Origin of the sequence: Streptomyces umbrinus (genome assembly GCF_030817415.1) — a bacterium.
GTDB classification, from domain to species: domain Bacteria; phylum Actinomycetota; class Actinomycetes; order Streptomycetales; family Streptomycetaceae; genus Streptomyces; species Streptomyces umbrinus_A.
This window is the reverse complement of record NZ_JAUSZI010000002.1, coordinates 11,661,243-11,679,587: the sequence shown is the minus strand read 5'-3', so window position 1 is coordinate 11,679,587 and position 18,345 is coordinate 11,661,243. Positions and strand designations below refer to the sequence as shown.

The 18,345-nt window shown below is 68.5% G+C and carries 17 protein-coding genes and 2 pseudogenes; 12 read left to right on the top strand and 7 right to left on the bottom strand.

Translation table 11 applies throughout. The annotated features are described in order from the left end of the window. The first annotated feature begins 78 nt into the window (after positions 1-78). On the top strand, positions 79-1,827 hold the full coding sequence (locus tag QF035_RS51965; RefSeq protein WP_307529879.1) for a serine/threonine-protein kinase: 1,749 nt from the start codon (positions 79-81) through the stop codon (positions 1,825-1,827). A 45-nt stretch (positions 1,828-1,872) separates the two neighbouring features. Here the strand turns inward: QF035_RS51965 and QF035_RS51960 are convergent, their stop codons facing one another. Together QF035_RS51960 and QF035_RS56060 are read right to left on the bottom strand one after the other, a co-directional pair. After that, positions 1,873-2,472, bottom strand: a complete 600-nt coding sequence (locus tag QF035_RS51960) for a hypothetical protein (RefSeq protein ID WP_307529878.1) — start codon at positions 2,470-2,472, stop codon at positions 1,873-1,875. Between the two features lie 235 nt (positions 2,473-2,707). Next, positions 2,708-3,016 (bottom strand): annotated as a pseudogene (locus QF035_RS56060) (transposase); the annotation flags it as partial. 387 nt (positions 3,017-3,403) lie between these two features. Between QF035_RS56060 and QF035_RS51955 the strand changes: the two are divergent. From QF035_RS51955 to QF035_RS56055, 5 genes are all read left to right on the top strand, one after another. After that, complete coding sequence (locus QF035_RS51955; RefSeq protein WP_269647871.1) at positions 3,404-4,501, top strand: sugar ABC transporter substrate-binding protein; 1,098 nt, start codon at positions 3,404-3,406, stop codon at positions 4,499-4,501. A gap of 112 nt (positions 4,502-4,613) precedes the next feature. Continuing rightward, positions 4,614-5,390 carry an ATP-binding cassette domain-containing protein gene (locus QF035_RS51950; protein ID WP_055616890.1) on the top strand — a complete coding sequence of 259 codons (777 nt, stop codon included), beginning with the start codon at positions 4,614-4,616 and terminating at the stop codon, positions 5,388-5,390. Next, the gene (locus tag QF035_RS51945; protein WP_307529874.1) at positions 5,387-6,667 is read left to right on the top strand and encodes a sugar ABC transporter permease; all 1,281 of its coding nucleotides are present in this window, start codon (positions 5,387-5,389) and stop codon (positions 6,665-6,667) included. Before QF035_RS51950 ends, QF035_RS51945 begins: the two co-directional genes overlap by 4 nt. Before the next feature lie 13 nt (positions 6,668-6,680). Next, entirely contained in the window at positions 6,681-7,886 is a 1,206-nt protein-coding gene (locus QF035_RS51940) for an ROK family protein (RefSeq protein WP_307529872.1), read from the top strand. Positions 7,887-8,033: 147 nt separating this feature from the next. After that, positions 8,034-8,342 (top strand): transposase, encoded by a 309-nt coding sequence (locus tag QF035_RS56055; protein WP_373466887.1) that lies wholly within the window; start codon positions 8,034-8,036, stop codon positions 8,340-8,342. A gap of 190 nt (positions 8,343-8,532) precedes the next feature. Here QF035_RS56055 and QF035_RS51930 read toward each other — a convergent pair whose 3' ends face one another. Further along, complete coding sequence (locus tag QF035_RS51930; RefSeq protein WP_307529870.1) at positions 8,533-9,777, bottom strand: lipase family protein; 1,245 nt, start codon at positions 9,775-9,777, stop codon at positions 8,533-8,535. An 821-nt stretch (positions 9,778-10,598) separates the two neighbouring features. Between QF035_RS51930 and QF035_RS51925 the strand changes: the two genes are divergently transcribed. Beyond that, positions 10,599-11,165, top strand: a complete 567-nt coding sequence (locus tag QF035_RS51925) for a sigma-70 family RNA polymerase sigma factor (RefSeq protein ID WP_307529868.1) — start codon at positions 10,599-10,601, stop codon at positions 11,163-11,165. Then, positions 11,162-11,911, top strand: coding sequence for a zf-HC2 domain-containing protein (locus QF035_RS51920; protein WP_307529866.1), 750 nt, complete (start codon positions 11,162-11,164; stop codon positions 11,909-11,911). Before QF035_RS51925 ends, QF035_RS51920 begins: the two co-directional genes overlap by 4 nt. A gap of 169 nt (positions 11,912-12,080) precedes the next feature. On the opposite strand, the gene QF035_RS56050 is transcribed toward QF035_RS51920, so the two are convergent. Then, positions 12,081-12,206, bottom strand: a complete 126-nt coding sequence (locus QF035_RS56050; protein WP_373466886.1) for a winged helix-turn-helix transcriptional regulator — start codon at positions 12,204-12,206, stop codon at positions 12,081-12,083. Positions 12,207-12,296: 90 nt separating this feature from the next. Beyond that, a complete protein-coding gene (locus QF035_RS51915; protein ID WP_307529864.1) occupies positions 12,297-13,481 on the bottom strand; it encodes an epoxide hydrolase family protein in 1,185 nt (394 codons plus the stop codon). Between the two features lie 193 nt (positions 13,482-13,674). Here QF035_RS51915 and QF035_RS51910 point away from each other — a divergent pair, with 193 nt between their 5' ends. The 3 genes from QF035_RS51910 (at position 13,675) to QF035_RS51900 (ending at position 15,932) form a co-directional block, all read left to right on the top strand. Further along, positions 13,675-14,250, top strand: a complete 576-nt coding sequence (locus QF035_RS51910; RefSeq protein WP_307529862.1) for a CGNR zinc finger domain-containing protein — start codon at positions 13,675-13,677, stop codon at positions 14,248-14,250. A 205-nt stretch (positions 14,251-14,455) separates the two neighbouring features. After that, positions 14,456-15,040, top strand: coding sequence for a GNAT family N-acetyltransferase (locus QF035_RS51905; protein WP_307529860.1), 585 nt, complete (start codon positions 14,456-14,458; stop codon positions 15,038-15,040). A 73-nt stretch (positions 15,041-15,113) separates the two neighbouring features. After that, on the top strand, positions 15,114-15,932 hold the full coding sequence (locus tag QF035_RS51900; protein ID WP_307529858.1) for an IS5 family transposase: 819 nt from the start codon (positions 15,114-15,116) through the stop codon (positions 15,930-15,932). A gap of 8 nt (positions 15,933-15,940) precedes the next feature. On the opposite strand, the gene QF035_RS51895 is transcribed toward QF035_RS51900, so the two are convergent. Then, entirely contained in the window at positions 15,941-16,249 is a 309-nt protein-coding gene (locus QF035_RS51895; RefSeq protein WP_307529857.1) for a hypothetical protein, read from the bottom strand. Between the two features lie 359 nt (positions 16,250-16,608). Continuing rightward, positions 16,609-17,352 (bottom strand): SDR family oxidoreductase, encoded by a 744-nt coding sequence (locus QF035_RS51890; RefSeq protein ID WP_307529855.1) that lies wholly within the window; start codon positions 17,350-17,352, stop codon positions 16,609-16,611. Between the two features lie 151 nt (positions 17,353-17,503). Here QF035_RS51890 and QF035_RS51885 point away from each other — a divergent pair. Beyond that, positions 17,504-18,342: pseudogene (locus tag QF035_RS51885) on the top strand (helix-turn-helix transcriptional regulator). Positions 18,343-18,345: the final 3 nt, after the last annotated feature.

The window sequence follows — 18,345 nt, the reverse complement described above, 5'->3', positions numbered from 1 at the left end:
CCGCGGGAAGCGGCCCCACCGGGCGGCCGCCTCCGTGCTCGCTCCGGCCGCTTCATGAAGAGAGGAAAAATCGCCCCGATGAACAACGAGGAGACCGTGCCGGTGGAGCCGGGCCGTGAGCGCGTGATCGCGGGTCGCTACCGACTGCTGTCCCCCCTCGGCGAGGGCGGCATGGGCACGGTGTGGCGCGCCCACGACGAGGTGCTGCAGCGCGAGGTCGCCGTCAAAGAGGTGCGTGCCCCCGCGGGTCTGCCCGCTCCGGACGTCGAGCGCATGTACACCAGGCTGGAACGCGAGGCCTGGGCCGCGGCGCGGGTGACCCACCCCAACGTGGTCACCGTCTTCGATGTGGCCACCGAGGACGGCCGTCCGTGGATCGTCATGGAACTCGTCCGCGGACAGTCCCTGGGCGACCTGCTCCACCAGGGACCTCTGAGCCCCGCGCGGGCCGCGGAAATAGGCGCCGAGATCCTGGCCGCCCTACGCGCCGCGCACACCGCCGGGGTCCTCCACCGCGATGTGAAGCCGGCCAACGTCCTGATCGCCGGCGACGGCAGAGTGGTCCTCACCGACTTCGGCATCGCCACGGTCGAGGGCGACTCCTCCCTCACCAGGACCGGTGAGGTCATCGGCTCACCCGAGTACCTGCCACCCGAGCGCGCCCTGGGCCGCACCCCCGGCCCGGAGTCCGACCTGTGGTCCCTCGGTGTCCTCCTCTACGCGGCGGTCGAGGGCATCTCCCCCTACCGCCAGGACACCCCTCTCAGCACCCTGCGCGCCATCGTCGACGACGAACTGCCGCCCGCGCGCAGGGCAGGGCCCCTGGGCTCCGTGATCGAGGGGCTGCTGCGCAAGGAGCCGACGGACCGTACGCCGGCCGAGCAGGCTGAGCAGAATCTGCGCCTCGTCGCGGCGGGCGGCACACCCGAGGTCCCCGCCACGCCGACCGTGGTGGATACCCCCCTCGCCGAGGACCCGCGCATCCCCCGGGTCCAGGACGCGCCCGCCGCCGCAGAGCCGCCCGCGGCCGGGACGGTCACGTCGTCGTCCGCCGGGACGGCCGCCGCCCCGCCCACACCGACACCGGCACCGGCACCGGCACCGGCACCGATGGTCGCGACGGGTGCGCCCGAGTCGGCACCGACCGTCACGGCAGGAGCCGCGCAGCCGGTACCGACGCACTCGGCCCCTTCGCACTCCGCCCCCTCCACGCCACCCGCCCCCGAGGCCCCTCGGCACAGCCGGCGCATTACCGCCGTTCTCGTCGCCGGAGCCGTCGCCTGTGTCATGGCCGTCGCCGGGCTGGGCTACGCCCTGACCGGACAGGGGGACGACGGCACCGCGGACCCGAACCGGGCCAACGCGACCGGTTCCCCGTCCGCTTCCCCGTCCACGAACGCGGACGACGGCTCGAAGGACGACGCGGAGCCCGCCGCCGCGCCGAGCCCGGACCAACAGGAGCAGGAGAGTGCCGGAGCCCAGATGATCCGTGTGACGGTGACCGGGGCCAACACCACCTACTCGGGCGCCTGTCCACCGCCGGCCGAGCAAGCGCCCACGTTCACGGTCACGTTCGCCGTGGACCAGGCACCGGCCGAGCTCACCTACCGCTGGGTGTCCAAGGACGGCTCGGTCGTCGACCGGGAGTGGCGGACCGTCACCTTCCCGGAGGGCGGCGACCGTACGGGGCAGGACACGGTACGGCTCACGGCGTGGCACAAATCGGGAACCTTCAGGAGCGAGATCGGGGTGCAGGTCAAGGGCCCCGAACTGACGAGTTCGAACACGGTGCCCTTCTCCATCACGTGCACGGACGCAGGGGCATAGCCAAGTCCGGTCCGAGAACGATCGGTACCGGTCCCGGAAACGGAATCATTGAACCCGGCCCCGGATCACATACATGTTGGTGTCGTACGCGTCCGCCCTCGCGCCGAACGGCCACGGGGGCGGGCGGGTCTTCGCAGCCGTGCTCCCGGCGGGCGGCCACCAGAGTGCTTGCCGTGACGTATCCGCTGTCGACGGGTTGTTCGGACGGCAGCAGCTCCCGGTACCGAGGCGGGTATGGACTGCGGGCAGGGCCTGACTGTCGTCGCCCTCGGCGGCGCTGGTGGTGGCGACATCGGTGATCAGCCGGGGCGCGTCGTCGTCGCAGGTCTCGGTGATGTGCAGGCAGTATCCGACCCAACCGGTGGTCCGCTTGGTGCCGTAGCAGGCCTCGGCGTCGTACGGACTGGCTAACCGGTCTTGTCCCGGGGGCAGGTCATCGCCCTCGCGGGCGCGCACTCCTGCCTGGTCGCGGTGGTACTGCTGCAGCCAGGCCTGGCGCAGGGTCTGAAGGGCGGGGATGCGGCGCAGCCAGACCGGGGCGTCGGGCCGCCAGACAGCCGTCAGCAGGTGGAAACCGTCCTCTCCCACTTGGCGCAGCCACGCCTCGCGGTCGGTGTCTGCGGGCAGACCGTGCCAGGAGTCCACGCGTTCCCCGTATCGGCCGAGCCAATCCGTATCCCGCTCCGCCAGGGTCTGCTCCAGCCAGTCCGGCTGCGGCCAGCGCCTCCAGTGCGGCGCGCAGGGTCTCGGCGACGAACTCCATCCGGTTCAGCAGACGCACGTCGGCGACCACCCGGGTGGAGTCGGTGCGCTGCCGCCCTCCCTGGCGCAGCAGCCCCTGGTCGGCGGCAGCCTGCAAACCCACTTCCAGGACGCGCTCTTCCAGACCGTGCGCGATCAGCCGGGCCCGGAACCGGGCCGGCAGCGAGTAATCGAAGCCACTGTCCTCCAGTTCCAGGCCCAAGAGGTACTTCCAGTCGATGCGGGCCCGCACGGCCTCGGCGGCCTGCCGGTCGGACAACCTCTCGGCGAACTGCATCACCGACACCATCGCCAGCACGCCAGGTGAGGCGGCAGGCCGCCCATCGGATGGAAACGCCTCTGCGAACAGGGCGTCGTCGAAGACCTGTCCCAGACTGTCGCGCAGCCGGATGGCCAACGACCCCTTCGGGAAGGCCGCACGAGCCACCTGCCGCGTCAACTCCGGGATCTCTCCGCCCGACCATGACTCCAACGACACAGAAACATCACCGCCAACAAATCCGAGATTCCTCCCCACGCTCCCGAACTCGCACCTGCCGGCCGGCGGTACGGCCTCATGCTCTCTCCGGGCTCACAGGAGGCAGCGAGGTCGCCGCGTTGCGACAGCGTCACCTAATTGTTATGGCGGATGACAAATAGCGCCTCCCGCACTCTGGGCACGGGGTCCTGAGCGCCGTAAGTTCCCGCTCACAACATTCAGCCGGGCGGATCACCCGACACCCGGCAATTCCCCCGAGAGCGCGCTTCTCGGCTTCCTTCTCACCACCCTCGTACGTCCGGTCGTCCGGCCGTAACACCAGAAAGGACCCTGCCCATGCGCAAGGGACTCCTCTTCACCGCCGCCTCGGTGGCACTGGTCAGCTCGCTCACTGCCTGCGGCGACTCCTCGTCGGGCGACAGCGACTCCGGTTCCGGCTCCGACGCCAAGCCGAAGATCGGTGTGATCCTCCCGGACAGCAAGTCCTCGGCCCGCTGGGAGACCGCGGACCGCAAGTACCTCTCCGAGGCGTTCAAGGCGGCGGGCGTCGAGTTCGACATCCAGAACGCGCAGGGCGACAAGCAGGAGTTCCAGACCATCGCAGACCAGATGATCACCAGCGGTGTGAACGTCCTGGTGATCGTGAACCTGGACAGCGGCACGGGTAAGGCAGTTCTGGACAAGGCCAAGGGGCAGGGCGTCGCCACGATCGACTACGACCGGCTCACTCTCGGCGGCTCCGCCCAGTACTACGTGAGTTTCGACAACACCGCGGTCGGCAAGCTGCAGGGCGAAGGTCTCAGCAAGTGTCTGAGCGACATGAAGGCCAAGAAGCCCATCGTCGCCACGCTCAACGGCTCACCGACGGACAACAATGCCACTCTCTTCGCCGAGGGCTACAACGGCATCCTCGACCCGAAGTACAAGTCGGGCGACTACGTGAAAGGCCCGGACCAGTCCGTCCCGGACTGGGACAACGCCCAGGCCGGCACCATCTTCGAGCAGATGCTCACAAGCGAGCCCAAGATCGGCGGCGTGCTTGCCGCCAACGACGGTCTCGGCAACGCGGCCATCGCCGTCCTGCGCAAGCAGAACCGCAACGGCGAGGTCCCGGTCACCGGCCAGGACGCCACCGTGCAGGGACTGCAGAACATACTCGCGGGCGATCAGTGCATGACCGTCTACAAGGCGGTCAAGAAGGAGGCCGACGCCACGGCCAAGCTCGCCATCTCCCTCGCCAAGGCCGAGAAGGGCGAGACGAACGCGACAGTCGAGGACCCCGAGGGCAAGCGCAAGGTCCCGTCCGTGCTGGAGACGCCGGTGGCCATCTACAAGGACAACGTCAAGGACGTCGTGGACGACGGCTTCGTCACCAAGGAAGAACTGTGCACGGGCAAGTACGCCGCCCTGTGCGCCAAGGCCGGCATCAAGTAGCCCTGACCGGCCGACCGGACCGTCACCACTGGTCCGACCGGCCCGACCGCGGGCCCCGGGGCTCCCACCTCCCCGGGATCCGCGACCTCACGACCGTAAGGAGCCGTCTTCCATGACAGCGACCCCGATCCTTCGACTGCGCGGGATCGACAAGAGCTTCGGCGCCGTGCAGGTACTGCACGACGTGTCCTTCGACGTCCACCCAGGGGAAGTGACCGCCCTCGTCGGAGACAACGGCGCAGGCAAGTCAACCCTGGTCAAGTGCATCGGCGGGATCCACCCGATCGACGGCGGCGAGTACTGGTTCGAAGGTGAGCAGGTCCAGATGCACAGCCCACGTGAGGCGGCGGCCTTGGGCGTCGAGATCGTGTACCAGGACCTGGCGCTCTGCGACAACCTCGACATCGTGCAGAACATGTTCCTCGGCCGCGAGAAGCGCCGGGGACTCGTCCTGGACGACGCCACAATGGAGGAGATGGCCGCCCAGACCCTCGACGGGCTGTCGGTCCGCACCGTCAAGTCCATCCGCCAGCAGGTCTCCAGCCTCTCCGGCGGCCAGCGGCAGACCGTGGCCATCGCCAAGGCCGTGCTGTGGAACAGCAAGGTCGTCGTCCTGGACGAGCCGACCGCCGCGCTCGGTGTCGCCCAGACGGCACAGGTCCTCGAACTGGTCCGGCGACTGGCCGACAACGGTCTCGCCGTGGTCCTGATCTCGCACAACATGAACGACGTCTTCGCGGTGTCCGACCGGATCGCCGCCCTCTACCTGGGCCGGATGGCCGCCCAGGTCAGCACGTCGGACGTGACGCACTCCCAGGTCGTCGAACTCATCACCTCGGGCCGCAGCGGGGACCTCGGCCTCGCCCACAGCAACGGAGTCACCGCATGACCGCCGCAGTCGCCCCCGAGAAGCCGGAACTGCCACGCGGTCCCGGTATGCCGAAGAAGAACGGAGCAGCCGGAGCCACGAGTCTGCGCTCGGTCGCCCAGAACTACGTCGATCGGGTACGGGGCGGCGAGTTGGGCGCCCTCCCCGCCGTACTCGGCCTGATCGTCCTGTGCGTGTTCTTCGCCGTCCTGCGCCCGGTCTTCCTGTCCGAGCTGAACTTCGCCAACCTGCTGACCCAGGGCGCGGGCAGCATCGCCATCGCCATGGGCCTGGTCTTCGTCCTCCTCCTCGGCGAGATCGACCTGTCCGCGGGGTACGCCAGCGGGGTCTGCGCCGCCGTCCTGGCCATCCTGCTCACCGACCACGGATGGCCCTGGTACGGCGCAGCCAGCGCGGCGATCCTCACCGGCACGTTCATCGGCCTGATGCTCGGCCTCCTGGTGGCGAAGGTCGGCATCCCCTCCTTCGTGGTCACACTGGCCGCCTTCCTGGGCTTCCAGGGCATCGTGCTGATGCTGCTCAAGGAAGGCACCAACATCTCGATCCGGGACGAGACGATCCTGGCTGTCGCCAACAACAACCTCTCCCCCGCGCTGGGTTGGGTACTGCTCGCCGTAAGTGTCGGGGTGTACGCGGCGATCCAACTCCGGCAGAACCGCAACCGCCGACGGCGCCGGCTCGCCCCCGCTCCACTCACCCTGCTCGCAGTCAGGATCGGCGGCCTGGCGGTGCTCGGTGCGATCGCCGTCCACCTGCTCAACCAGGAGCGCAGCCGCAACGTCATCGTCGACTCACTCAAGGGCGTGCCGATCGTGGTACCGGTCATCGCCGTCCTGCTCGTCGCCGGTACGTTCCTGCTCCAGCGCACCTCGTTCGGCCTGCACATCTACGCGGTGGGCGGCAACGCCGAAGCGGCCCGCCGGGCCGGCATCAACGTGGCAGCCATCCGGATCTCCGCATTCGTCATCTGCTCGTCGCTGGCCGCGGTCGGCGGCATCATCGCCGCGTCCCGGGGCAACTCGGTCGACCCCAACACCGGTGGCAGCAACGTACTGCTGCTGGCGGTCGGCGCCGCCGTGATCGGCGGGACAAGCCTGTTCGGCGGGCGGGGCAGGGTCGTTGACGCCGTGCTCGGCGGCATGGTCGTCGCGGTCATCCAGAACGGCATGGGCCTGATGGGGTACAGCTCAGGGGTCAAGTACGCTGTCACGGGTTCGGTTCTGCTGGTGGCCGCAGGCGTGGATGCGCTGTCCCGTCGCCGGGCCGTACAACGATGATGTCTGGGGTTCCATGAAAGCCGGTCCCTCGCAGGAGGAGATTCGCCGGCACAACCTCGGCACCCTGCTCCGTCATGTGCACATCGGCGGATCCATGTCGCGCGCCGTCCTGGCCGAGCGCATGGGACTCAACCGCAGCACCATCCTGGGCCTGGTGAGCGAGCTGGGCTCGGCCGGCCTCGTCCGCGAGGAACTGCCCCGCGAGACCGGCAGGGCGGGCCGGCCGTCCCTGGTCGTGCGGCCCGAGTCCGACCGCGTGTACGTCCTCGCCTTCGACGTGGGCGTGGACCGGCTGGCCGCCGCCCGCATCGGCCTTGGCGGGGTCTTCCTCGACTACAGGGAGATCCCCGTGCTTCCCGGCCGTCGCAACGCCGGCAAAGTGGCCGAGGTCCTCGCCGGCTCCGCGCTGGAAATGGTGGGCACAGCACGGCACGGCACCTACTGCGTCGGCGTGGCCGCCGCCGTCCGCGGGATGGTGCGCCGACCCGACGGCCTCGTCCGCGCTGCCCCCCACCTCGGCTGGGAGGACGAGGAGTTCGGCGAGGACCTCATGCGCCGACTGGGCCTCGGCCTTCCCGTCTCGGTGGGTAACGAGGCCAGTCTCGCTGCGCTCGCGGAACACCTGCGCGGTGCCGGAACCGGCTGCCAGGACCTCGTGTACCTGCATGGCGACATCGGCATCGGCGGCGGTGTCATCACCGGTGGCCAACTGCTGGGCGGCGACTGCGGATACGGCGGCGAGATCGGGCACATGGTCGTCAACCCGCGGAACGGCAGACCCTGTGGCTGCGGGGCGCGCGGCTGCCTCGAAGCCGAGGCAGGGGAACGCGCCCTGCTGGAGGCCGCACAGCGCAACCCGTCGGCCACCGGCCGCGAAGCCGTACGCGCCGTCGTCGAAGCGGCCGACCGGGGCGACATCACCGCCCGCGCCGCCCTGCACGACGTCGGCGACTGGCTCGGCATCGGCGTCGCCAACCTGGTCAATGTGCTCAACCCGCGCACGGTCATCTTCGGAGGGACGCTCCGCGAGGTGTTCCTCGGCTCGGCCGCCCAGATCCGCAGCCGTATCAACCGCCTTGCCCTCACAGCCTCCCGCGAGAACCTGCGGCTGCGACTGGGGGAACTCGGCGACGACGCGGTGCTCATCGGAGCCGCCGAACTCGCCTTCTCCGAGATCCTGGTCGGCCCTCTGGAGACGCTGGCCCGCGCCGGTGCATAGCCAGTACAGCGACGCGACCGGCACGAAGGCCGGACCGCGCGCTTACCCCGGATCGCGTCCATGACATTCACTAGGGCGTGTTGTGAAAGTGGATCAAGGTCGTGGATGATCACTGGTCGTGGAGCGTGGTGACCTGACGAACGGCCAGTGGCCGCGGCTGGAAACACTGCTGCCGCATGGCAAGAAACCGGCCGGCCGCCGACGTGGACGCGTAGGCAGTTGATTGACGGCATAAGGTGGCGGACCCGGACTGGTGCGCCGTGGCGGGACGTGCCGCCTCACGGGGTCCCGGCCCAGCTACCGTGCCGTCCCCCGAACCCTTCGAAGAACCATGCGTACGACAGCCGCACAAACGCACCCCGATCCCACAGCCCCCACCCCGACCGGCGACCACAGGCACACACGTTCGCATCGCCCTGGCGATGCCGCCAGCGGTACGGGGGCCCCGCGCCCTGATCCGGATGCGGCGATGCTCCGCGTCGCAACACCCGGATGCGATTCCTCCCCGACGTGAACGCCAGGGCCTCATCGCAAGAAACAGGTGACTGTACTATGCGATCGGCGCGCCGGCACGGTCTGCGGACAAACATCTTGGCGCTGTCACCTGAGAGACAGGTGACAGCGCCCGGGGACGGTGCCGGAAGGATCAGCAGTTGCCGTATTCCGTCTCCCCCGCGAACCGGTCGCCCAGCCAGGCGACGACATCATTCACCGCCTGGTTGTCGGCGGTCAGGTGCTCGCCCGGATAGGTCTTCCAGCGCGTGGGCACCTGGGCAGAGCAGTACGCCTGCCGGGTCGCGTCCTCGGTCTCGGTCGGGATCACCTCGTCGAACAGCCCGCGGTACTGCATGACGGGGAAGGCAATTTCGTATTTGGCGCCCGAGCCCCTCGGCCCGATACCTGTGCCCAGTTTCTGCCGGTCCACGACCTCGCCCCACGTGGTGCCGTCACCGCCCTCCAGGGCGTACATCTGGTCGAGGGAAAGCTGGTCCGTGCTGTAGTTCTCGACCTTCTGTCCCGCGAAGTTCGCGATGGTTCCCACCAAGCACAGGGACTTGGCCTTCTCGATTGCCTCCTTGCCGGTGCCGTTCATGATTTCATCGAACGGCATCTGCGGGTGCGCGGCTGCCAGGCCGACCAGGGCGTCCGTGAGGAAGCCCGCGAAGGGACCGCCGTCCAGGGCCTTCGCTACGACCTTCAGATCACCGGGGACGCCTCCGGAGGCGTCGGCGACGACCTTGACATCGGGTGCGTACGAGGCCGCCAGCTGCGCCGCCCAGAGGCTGGCCGCACCGCCTTCCGAGTAGCCCCAGAGGCCGACCGGCGCCTTGCCGTCCAGGCCGCTGCCGGGTACGGCGGGCGCGGCCCTGGCGATGTCCAGCAGTGTGTGCCCGGCGTCCTGGCCGGAGACGTACGGGTGCGTCTGCCCGGTCAGATAGCCCGCCCCGTCCGTGGCGGCGACGGCGTAACCGGCCTTCAGGGCTGCAGAGATGTTGTCGCCCTCGTACGCGTCCTGGTACTCGCCGGCCAGTTGCTTGGAGAAGGCGCACTGGGGGCCGAGGCCCAGCGTGCCGGGATTGAACGCCACGATCGGGCGCGGCCCCGGACCCCGCCACTCGGATTTCGGCACCGCGACCGTACCGGAGACGGCCACCGGCCCGCCGACGTTGTTCGTCGAGCTGTACTGCACCTTCCAGGCGTTCATGGGGATGTTGCCGGGCACGTGCGGCAGCTTGGTCGTGCGGCAGGAGATGACCTGGCCGGGTGTGCCGGGGGCGGCGGCCGACGATGTGTAGATCGCGTCGTCCGCAGCGTCACAGCCGACGGTCGGCTCGGGTGCTCCTGCCGTGTAGGCCGGAACCGTGAGCCCCGCCACCACGAGGGAGCTCATCTCGAGCATTACCAGCGGCTTTTTCTTCCGTTTCGCTGTTGCCTTCCGCAAGGCTAGCTCCTTGGGAATCGGTTGGGTGCGAAGTTACGGTTGAGTAAGTTATGTCTGGATGAGGTGGGTTCATAGTCAGCCACCCCACAACTGCTTCGGCGGGACTGTGCACGAGGCACAAGAGGTCTCCGCCGTGCCGCGCCAGGATCGGAACCTGCCGGGCCTGCGGCACCGCAGGCCGCGGTTCTCCGAGTCCGGTGTGTCGCGTGAGCTGCGGGTACCGAAGTCGGCGGCGTCCGTTCGGCTCCGCGAGGCCGCGCGCCGCCACGGAACGCGTTCGGTGCTGGCCTTCCGGGGACGGCGGACGAGCCACCGTGGATCGGCGGTGCACCGAGCTTCCCGCTCGCTCCCGGGCCTTCGAGATGAACACGCGTGGGGGACAGAGGATGTTACGGAGGCCTCCGGCCGCTCCTGCTCCGCAAGGGCCCGTTCCGTCTCCGCCCCGACGGGCGCAGCATCCACGGCGGAATCAGAAGAATCTCTCCGCGCACAGACCCGATCCCTGCCTTCGCCGCGTATGACAGGTTGCAGCGCTGCTGAAGTGGCGGCGGCCTACGGAAAGTTGGAACACGATGTGCACGACCGCTGATGCCACGGGTCCCGGGCCGGTCACCCACGCGTCACAGATGGCCCTGGCGCATCGTCATTCGGTAACAAGACACACGGTGCTTGAACGCTAAATATCAGTGACGCAGGTCACTGTGCGACTCCGAACTCTGCCCCGGCAGCACTTCGTGTCTCTGGTGAACCCACGGGGATGGAGTAACCACATGGCGATCCTACGATCTCGTGGCCCACAGGCCACGAGTCATGAAGCATTGATCCGCACGCTCTACGCGGAGCACGGCAAGGCCCTGCTCGCCTACGCGACACGGCTGACCGGCGACCGGGCCTCCGCCGAGGACGTGGTGCAGGAAACACTGATCCGGGCCTGGCGACACCCCGAGGTCATCGCCAACCCGCAAGGATCACTGAGGGGTTGGCTGCTCACGGTGGCCCGGAACATCGTCACCGACCGGTACAGGGCCAAGGCGGCCCGCCCCAATGAGGTGGCCGAGACCGAGACGGTCACACCGGTCCACCGTGACCACTCCGAGGAGGTGGTCGACTCGGTGGTCATGATGAACGCGCTCAACCAGCTCAAGCCCGAACACCGGGACGTCCTGGTGGAGATCTACTACCGCGGCCGCACGGCGTCGGAAGCCGCGGGACGGCTGGGCATACCGGAGGGTACGGTCAAGTCCCGCGCCCATCACGCCCTCAAGGCATTGCGCAAGTTGTACTCCCCCAGCAACCCCGGGAGTGCCCTGAAGCTTCGAAAGGTGGGGGCGGCGTGAGCACACAACAGCATCCGAACGGCGAACTGCTCGGCGCCTACGTTCTGGGCGTCCTGGCGACCGACGAGCGGTCGACACTCGAGGAACACACCGCCGAGTGCGAGGAATGCCGAATGGAACTGACCGCGCTTCAGGAGATGGAGGCGGCGCTCGGCGAGGTTCCGCCAGAGGCGTTCCTGGAAGGTCCGCCCGAGGACGGGGACCTGCTGCTCCAGCGCACCCTTCGTCAGGTGCGCGCCGAGCAGGCGAGCGCCTGGCGGCGCCGGTCCCTGGCCGTGGGGCTGGGTGCCGCCGCGTCGGCGGCGATCCTGTTTCTCGGGGGCTACGCGGCAGGGGGGAACGATCCTGGAAGCGTCACAGCGGCCCCTCCCTCCACTTCCCCCTCCGCCCCACCGTCCACGCCGAGCTCGCCACCCCAGGAGGGGATCAGGGTCGCGGCGGCGACGGACAGCGACACAAAGGCCTCGATGACGGTGGAGCTCACTCCGGCGAGCGAGTGGGTCCGCGTGAACGCCTCGGTCGCCGGGGTCCCGATCGGTGAGCGGTGCCGGCTGGTGGTGGTCTCCAAGGACGGGCACCAGGAGACGGCCGCGAGCTGGGTCGTCTCGCCCGGCCCCTCCCCGACGGCCAGTCCCCGGCCCGGCGAGGGCGGCCTCGACGGCTCCGCCGCTGTGGCGCCCGACGAGGTCGAGGCGGTGATCGTGGTGAACGACCAAGGCAAGCAGTACGTCGGCGTCGACATGTGAGGTCCGGCCCGAGACAGCAGGAGATCCCCCGGGCCCTTCGCCGGGGGATCTCCTGCGGACACCTCCGCCACCGCTGCCTGAACACGGGCGTCGCGGATGCGCCACGGTCACGCGGTCAGCCAGTGCCCGACGCCACCTGCAACGGCGAAGCACGGTCCCCCGGCGTCCTTCATTCGCGGTGCTGTCTCGCGAACGCTGCGGCCCAGGCGTGCATGGCGTGCACGACTTGTCCGAGAGTGTGACCCAACTCGGTGAGCGCGTACTCGGCCCGTGGCGGCACCTCCGGACACGTCATCTGGGTCCGCCACTACAACCATCATCGGCCCCCACACCGCATACGGCGATCAGGCCCCGCGCTCACGCCTCCACTCCAGGGTCGACAACATCACGACCGACCACCGCCAGCGGCCAGCACTGCCGCAAGGCCTTCTTGTAGATCCTTGACGAAATACTGGGGAACCTCCAGCGACGGGAAATGTCCCCCGGTTTCGGGCGACCTCCATCGGATGATCTGCCGGTACCGCTCCTGTGCCCAGGCACGCGGACACTTCTCGATGTCGCGGGGATACACACTGATTGCCGACGGAACATCGACCCGAAGTTCCGGGTCGAGCGAGTTGTGGCTCTCGTAGTAGATGCGGGCCGACGATGCGCCGGTCCGCGTCAGCCAATACAGGGTGACGTCGTCAAGAAGCCTGTCTCGGGAAATCGTCTCGAACGGGCTGTTTTCGGTATCCGTCCATTCAGCGAACTTGTCAAGGATCCAGGCAAGAAGCCCGACGGGTGAGTCGACGAGCGAGTAGCCGACGGTCTGCGGTCGGGTCGACTGCTGCTTCGCGTACGCCGCGCGGGGGCCGCCCCAGAAATCGCGGGTTTCCTCGGCCCATTTGCGCTCGCCCGCCGTCAGCCCGTCCATTGCCAACCCGGGCGGTGCCTGCGCGGTCGTTGTGTGGATGCCGAGAACGTGCGCCGGGAACCTGCCGCCGAGGACCGTGGTGATCACACCTCCCCAGTCGCCGCCGTGGGCTACGAACTTGCTGTAGCCGAGCCTCCCCATCAGTTCCACCCACGCGGCCGCGATCTTTTCGATTCCCCAGCCGGTGGTGGCCGGCTTGTCGCTGTAGCCAAAACCTGGCAGCGACGGGGCTACGACGTGGAACGCGGGTGCGTCTGCGCTTTTCGGATCCGCCAGTTCGTCTATGACATGGGTGAACTCGGCAACGCTGCCTGGCCAGCCGTGCGTCAAGATCAGAGGGGTGGCGTCCGCGCGGGCGGATCGGCGGTGCAGGAAGTGGATTCCCAGTTCGTCAATCGTCGTGCGGAACTGGCCGATCTGGTTGAGGCGCTTTTCGAACGACCGCCAGTTGTACCCGGTGCGCCAGTAGTTCACGACATCGACGAGGTCGGCGAGAGGAACGCCCTGATCCCATCGGCGCGGGTCGGGCGCGGCGCGATAGACCGTCTCGGCTTCCGGCAGCCGTGCTGCGGCCAGTCGCGCGCGCAGGTCGTCGAGGTCGGCGTCGGTTGCGTGGGCTTCGAATGCGTGCACGTCGCTGGTTTGACGGTTCACGAGATTCCCCCGGCGGGGTGAGCTGACGTGGTGACGACGCCACGATCGACGGCGGCCGCAGCATAGGTGACGCACCAGGTCATGGACATGAGACCTCCTGGTCATCGATGGAACTGGCTTGGGACTCTGCCGGAACCGGCTAAGACGGTTCTAGCAGTCTCGATGTCGGCGTGCAACCAGCTAAGGTGGTTCCATGAGTGCTCGGTTCCCTGACTTCCGTCTCGGCAAGGTGCTGGCGACCAGCTTCACAGGGACCCTGTCGGAGCGTCATGGCGACGCTGTGGAGCGCATCCCCACTCCGAACCGACTCGTCGACTGGCTGGCCGTGAGTGGCCTCGCCGTGGAGTCCTGCACCACCGCCCAGCTCGAACGCGCTTGGGAGCTGAGGGAATCAATCCACTCCGCCGCGACAGCGGCCGCGCGCCGAGACCCTCTTCCTGTGCCTGCTGTCCAGGTCATCAATGACTGCAGCCGTCAGGGTCGGGCCACGGCTGTCTTGACGCCCGAGGGCAATCGGCAATGGCGACTTGGCTCGGCTTCCTCCGTGGAGGATGCCCTGGGCGTTATCGCCACCGACGCGATCAGCGTCATCGCAGGCGAAAGAGACGGAAAATTGGCCTTGTGCGCATCGCCAACCTGCCAAGCGGCCTTCTTCGACACCAGCCAAAGCCGCACCCGCAGATGGTGTGAGATGAACACGTGCGGGAATCGCCAGAAGAAGGCACGCTTCAATGCCTCCAGGCACGAGAACCCCGGATCAGCAAAGTAGTCGTTGCTGTCGTCGCGTCCAGGTGGGCCCCACGTCTGCGGCACACCCGTCGAGTGACGTTCACTCACGCCTGGCTCGTCGGTGGGCAGGCCGAATAGCCGTGCCGTGCACGATCTGCTGGTAGGCGGTGCCTTGGTCGTGAGGACCGAACCGAGAGCGAATATTCGGTGTTCTGCCCGCCCCATGAGGACACAAGATGGTGCACATGACTTTGGCCACCCCCATATTGCACACCGCTCGCCTGCGGCTGCGCCCCTTCACCGACGCCGACGCGGACCGCCTCTTCGCGCTGCACAGCAACTCCTACGTGATGCGCTACTGGGACTCCCCGCCGTGGAACGAACGGGCCCGCGCCGAGCGCTTCATCGCGATGTGCCGGACGATGGCGGACGAAGGCACCGGAGCGCGGGTGGCCATCGACCGTGCTTCTGACGGGGCCTTCGTCGGCTGGTGCGGTCTGACCGGATGGAACCCGGACTACCGCAGCGCGTCGTTGGGCTACGTCCTCGACGAAGCGATGTGGGGCCACGGCTACGCGACGGAGACTGCGCACGCCTTGCTGCAATGGGCATTCGACACACTGGACCTGAACCGAGTTCAGGCCGAGACCGATACGCGCAACGTGGCATCCGCCCGGGTCCTGGAGAAGATCGGATTCATGCGTGAGGGCACGCTGCGGGAGGACTGCGTCGTGAACGGCGAGGTATCCGACTCGTGGGTGTTCGGGTTGATCAGGCGAGAGTGGCGGCCGGCGGCCGTGCCGATACCGGCCCGCGAAGAGCGGCTTTAAGGGGTCCTTGCAGAAGGATCCTGTTGTGGCACGGTGGGGTTGGAAGTGATTCCGTGTTTTGTGGGGTGTGCCCATGGCGCGGCGGAAGCCGTGGGAGGTCAGTGACGAGTTGTGGGCGGTGATCGAGCCGCTGTTGCCAAGGCATGAACGGCGCTTCCGGTATCCGGGGCGCAAGCGGATCGATGACCGCAAGACGCTGCAGGGTGTGCTGTTCGTGCTGTACACCGGCATCCAGTGGGAGTACCTGCCGCAGGAGTTGGGGTTCGGTTCCGGTCCCACCTGCTGGCGTCGGCCGGCCGAGTGGCAGCAGGCCGGGGTGTGGGAGGAACTGCAGCGGGTCCTGCTGGACCGGTTACGGGCGGCGGACCGTCTGGACTTCTCCCGCGTCACCGTTGATGCCTCACACGTGCAGGCCAGGCGGGGGCGAAGCAGCCCAAAAGTGGGTCCGAGTCCGGTTGACCGTGCACGGCCGGGCTCGAAGCATCATGTCCTGACCGATGCGCATGGCACCCCGTTGCGGGTGTCGCTGACCGGCGGACACCGCAACGACGTCACCCAGCTTCTGCCCCTGGTCGACGGTGTGCCGCCGGTGCGGGGCAAGCGCGGGCGTCCCCGGCGCAAGCCGCGTGAGTTGGATGCCGACCGCGGCTACGACCACGACAGCTACCGCCGCCGACTGCGCGAGCGCGGCATCGTCCCGAAGATCGCCCGACGTGGCGAACCACACGGCTCGGGCCTGGGCTGCATCCGATGGGTCGCCGAGTCGCCCATCGCCTGGCTGCACGGCCCCCGACGCCTCCGCACTCGCTGGGAGACCCGAGACGACATGCACGACGCCTTCCTCCAGCTCGCACACTGCATGACTCTCGCCCGCAAGCATCCGGCTTTCTGAAAGCACCCCTAAGTCCGTTTCTGGTAGCGGCCGCGTCCAGGTTGAGTGAGGAAGCCTTGGCGGGTGAGGCGTCCAAGAGGGCTGCGGGTGACGTTCATGCCCGGGTCGCTGGTGGGCATGCCAAGGAGTTCGTGCAGTTCACGGACCCTGAACGCCTGATCGGGGTGGGCGTTGAAGGCGTTCACGATGGCCTGGTGGGCGCTGGCCGACTCGGGCGGTTCGGATTCGGCCCCGGTCGGTGCGAGTTCCGCGATGACCTTCAGAGTCGTGGCCAGTTCCGCTGGGTGCGCCTCGGCCTTGGCCAGGACGGCGGTCAAGTCCTCGATCTGGTCGCGCAGTTCACCGGTCGGCGACGGGCCGCCGGGCGCGATGGGTACCGGAGGCCTGCGCGACCTGGCGGCCTGGGTGGCCGGACGTACGCCCGTTGTGTCACCAGTGGCGGAGGAGGAGCTGCCTGCTCTCGGGCCCTGACCTCCCCACCCTCCACAGCTCCATGACCGCCTGTGACCTCGTCACAGGGCAGAGATGTGGGGCGCGCCGGTCCCGGCCCGAACGGCGGAATGAATTGCCTGCATCACCCCGTAACCGCATGCTCTGGCAGGCGACAGCCGATTCAGGTCAGGTCCGGCGGGATCGGGCTTCGGGGCCGTGGCGGACGCCCTCAGCCGGCGCGGGTTCAGACGCTGGCGAGCATCGTCAGGACGTCGTCGTACGTGCCGTTGGCCTCGGCGTGGCGCACCAGCTTGGCGCGCTCCACGACGATTTCCTTGGCGTCGGGCCGGTCGCGCAGGAGGGTGAGGGTCTCGTCGAGGAAGTCGTCCAGGGCCATGGCGTTCTCGTCGTCCTGCTGGCCCAGCAGGGTGGTCCGCACGCCCGGCGGGGCCACCTCGATCACCTGGACGTCGCTGTCGGTGAGCTGCACACGCAGGCTCTCGGAGAAGGAGTGCAGCGCGGCCTTGGTCGCGTTGTAGGTCGGCGTGATCGGCAGCGGCACGAACGCCGGCGCGGAGGTGACGTTCATGACGACCGCGTCGTTCTTGTCCTCCAGCAGGGGCAGGAAGGCGTACGTCATCCGGATCGCGCCGAGCAGGTTCACTGTGACGTGGTCCTCGGCGACCGGGAGGGAGGCGGGGTCGAGGAGGTTCTCGGGCAGCATGATGCCGGCGTTGTTGACCAGGACGTTCAGCTGCGGATGGCTCGTCGCGACCGATTCGGCGGCGCGAGCGATCGACGCGGGGTCGGCGACGTCGAGGACGAGTGCCTCGATGCCCGGGTGCTCGCTCGTGATCCGTTCGAGCAGTTCCTTGCGCCGCCCCGCGACGATCACCTTGTTCCCGGCCTCGTGCAGGCGCAGCGCCAGGCCGAGCCCGATTCCCGAGGTGCCGCCGGTGATCAGGATCGTGTTGCCGGTCATCTTCATGGTGGGTGTCCTCTTCCTTGGCTGACACGGGGCCGGTGATCACCCCGTGGCTCCGACCGTAGGAGCGCCTTCGCAGAGGTGGGAGAGGACGGCTTACCCATGGATCGGCGACCCCTGGCTGGGAGAACGCCGAGTGGTCATGATGGTGGGCATGGACAAGAAGGAGCTGGCGGAGTTCCTGCGCCGACGGCGCGAGACGCTGCGCCCCCATGACGTCGGACTGGTCGAGGCCCACGCCGGCGTACCCGGGGGCTACGACGCGAGGAGGTCGCCTCGCTCGCCGGGATGTCCACCGACTACTACGCCCGCCTGGAGCAGCAGCGCGCCCCGCAGCCCTCCGTACAGATGGCCACGGCCCTCGCCCGGGCGCTTCGCCTGACGCTCGACGAGCGCGATCACCTCTTCGGCCTCATCGGTCACAACGCCCCGGCCCGCTTCCACCGCTCCGAGCACGTCAGCCCGACACTGATGCGGGTCCTGGACCGCCTGGACGACTCCCCGGCCCCGGTGCTGAGCGACATGGCGGACACCCTCGCGATGAACCCGCTGGCCATCGCACTGCTCGGCGACCAGACCCGCCACACCGGACTGGCCCGCAGCGCCTACTACCGCTGGTTCATGGACCCTGCTGAACGGCTGGTGTATCCCGAGGAGGACCACCCACACCACGTCCGCGCCCAGGCGGCCCGTCTGCGGGTCGCGCTGACAGCGGGCAGCGACACCCCCAGAGCCGCCCGGATCCTCGCCGAACTCCAGGAACACAGCCCCGAGTTCGTCCGTCTGTGGGAGTTGCAGGAGGTCGCCCAGCGCTACGACGAGAGCAAGACGATCGTCCATCCCGAACTCGGCCGCATCGACGTCGACGGCCAGGTCCTGTTCACGGAGAACCGCGCGCAGACCTTGGTCGTACTGACCACACGCCCCGGCACGGAGAGCCACAGCAAGCTCGAACTGCTCTCCGTCATAGGGCACCAGCAGCTCACCCACTGACGC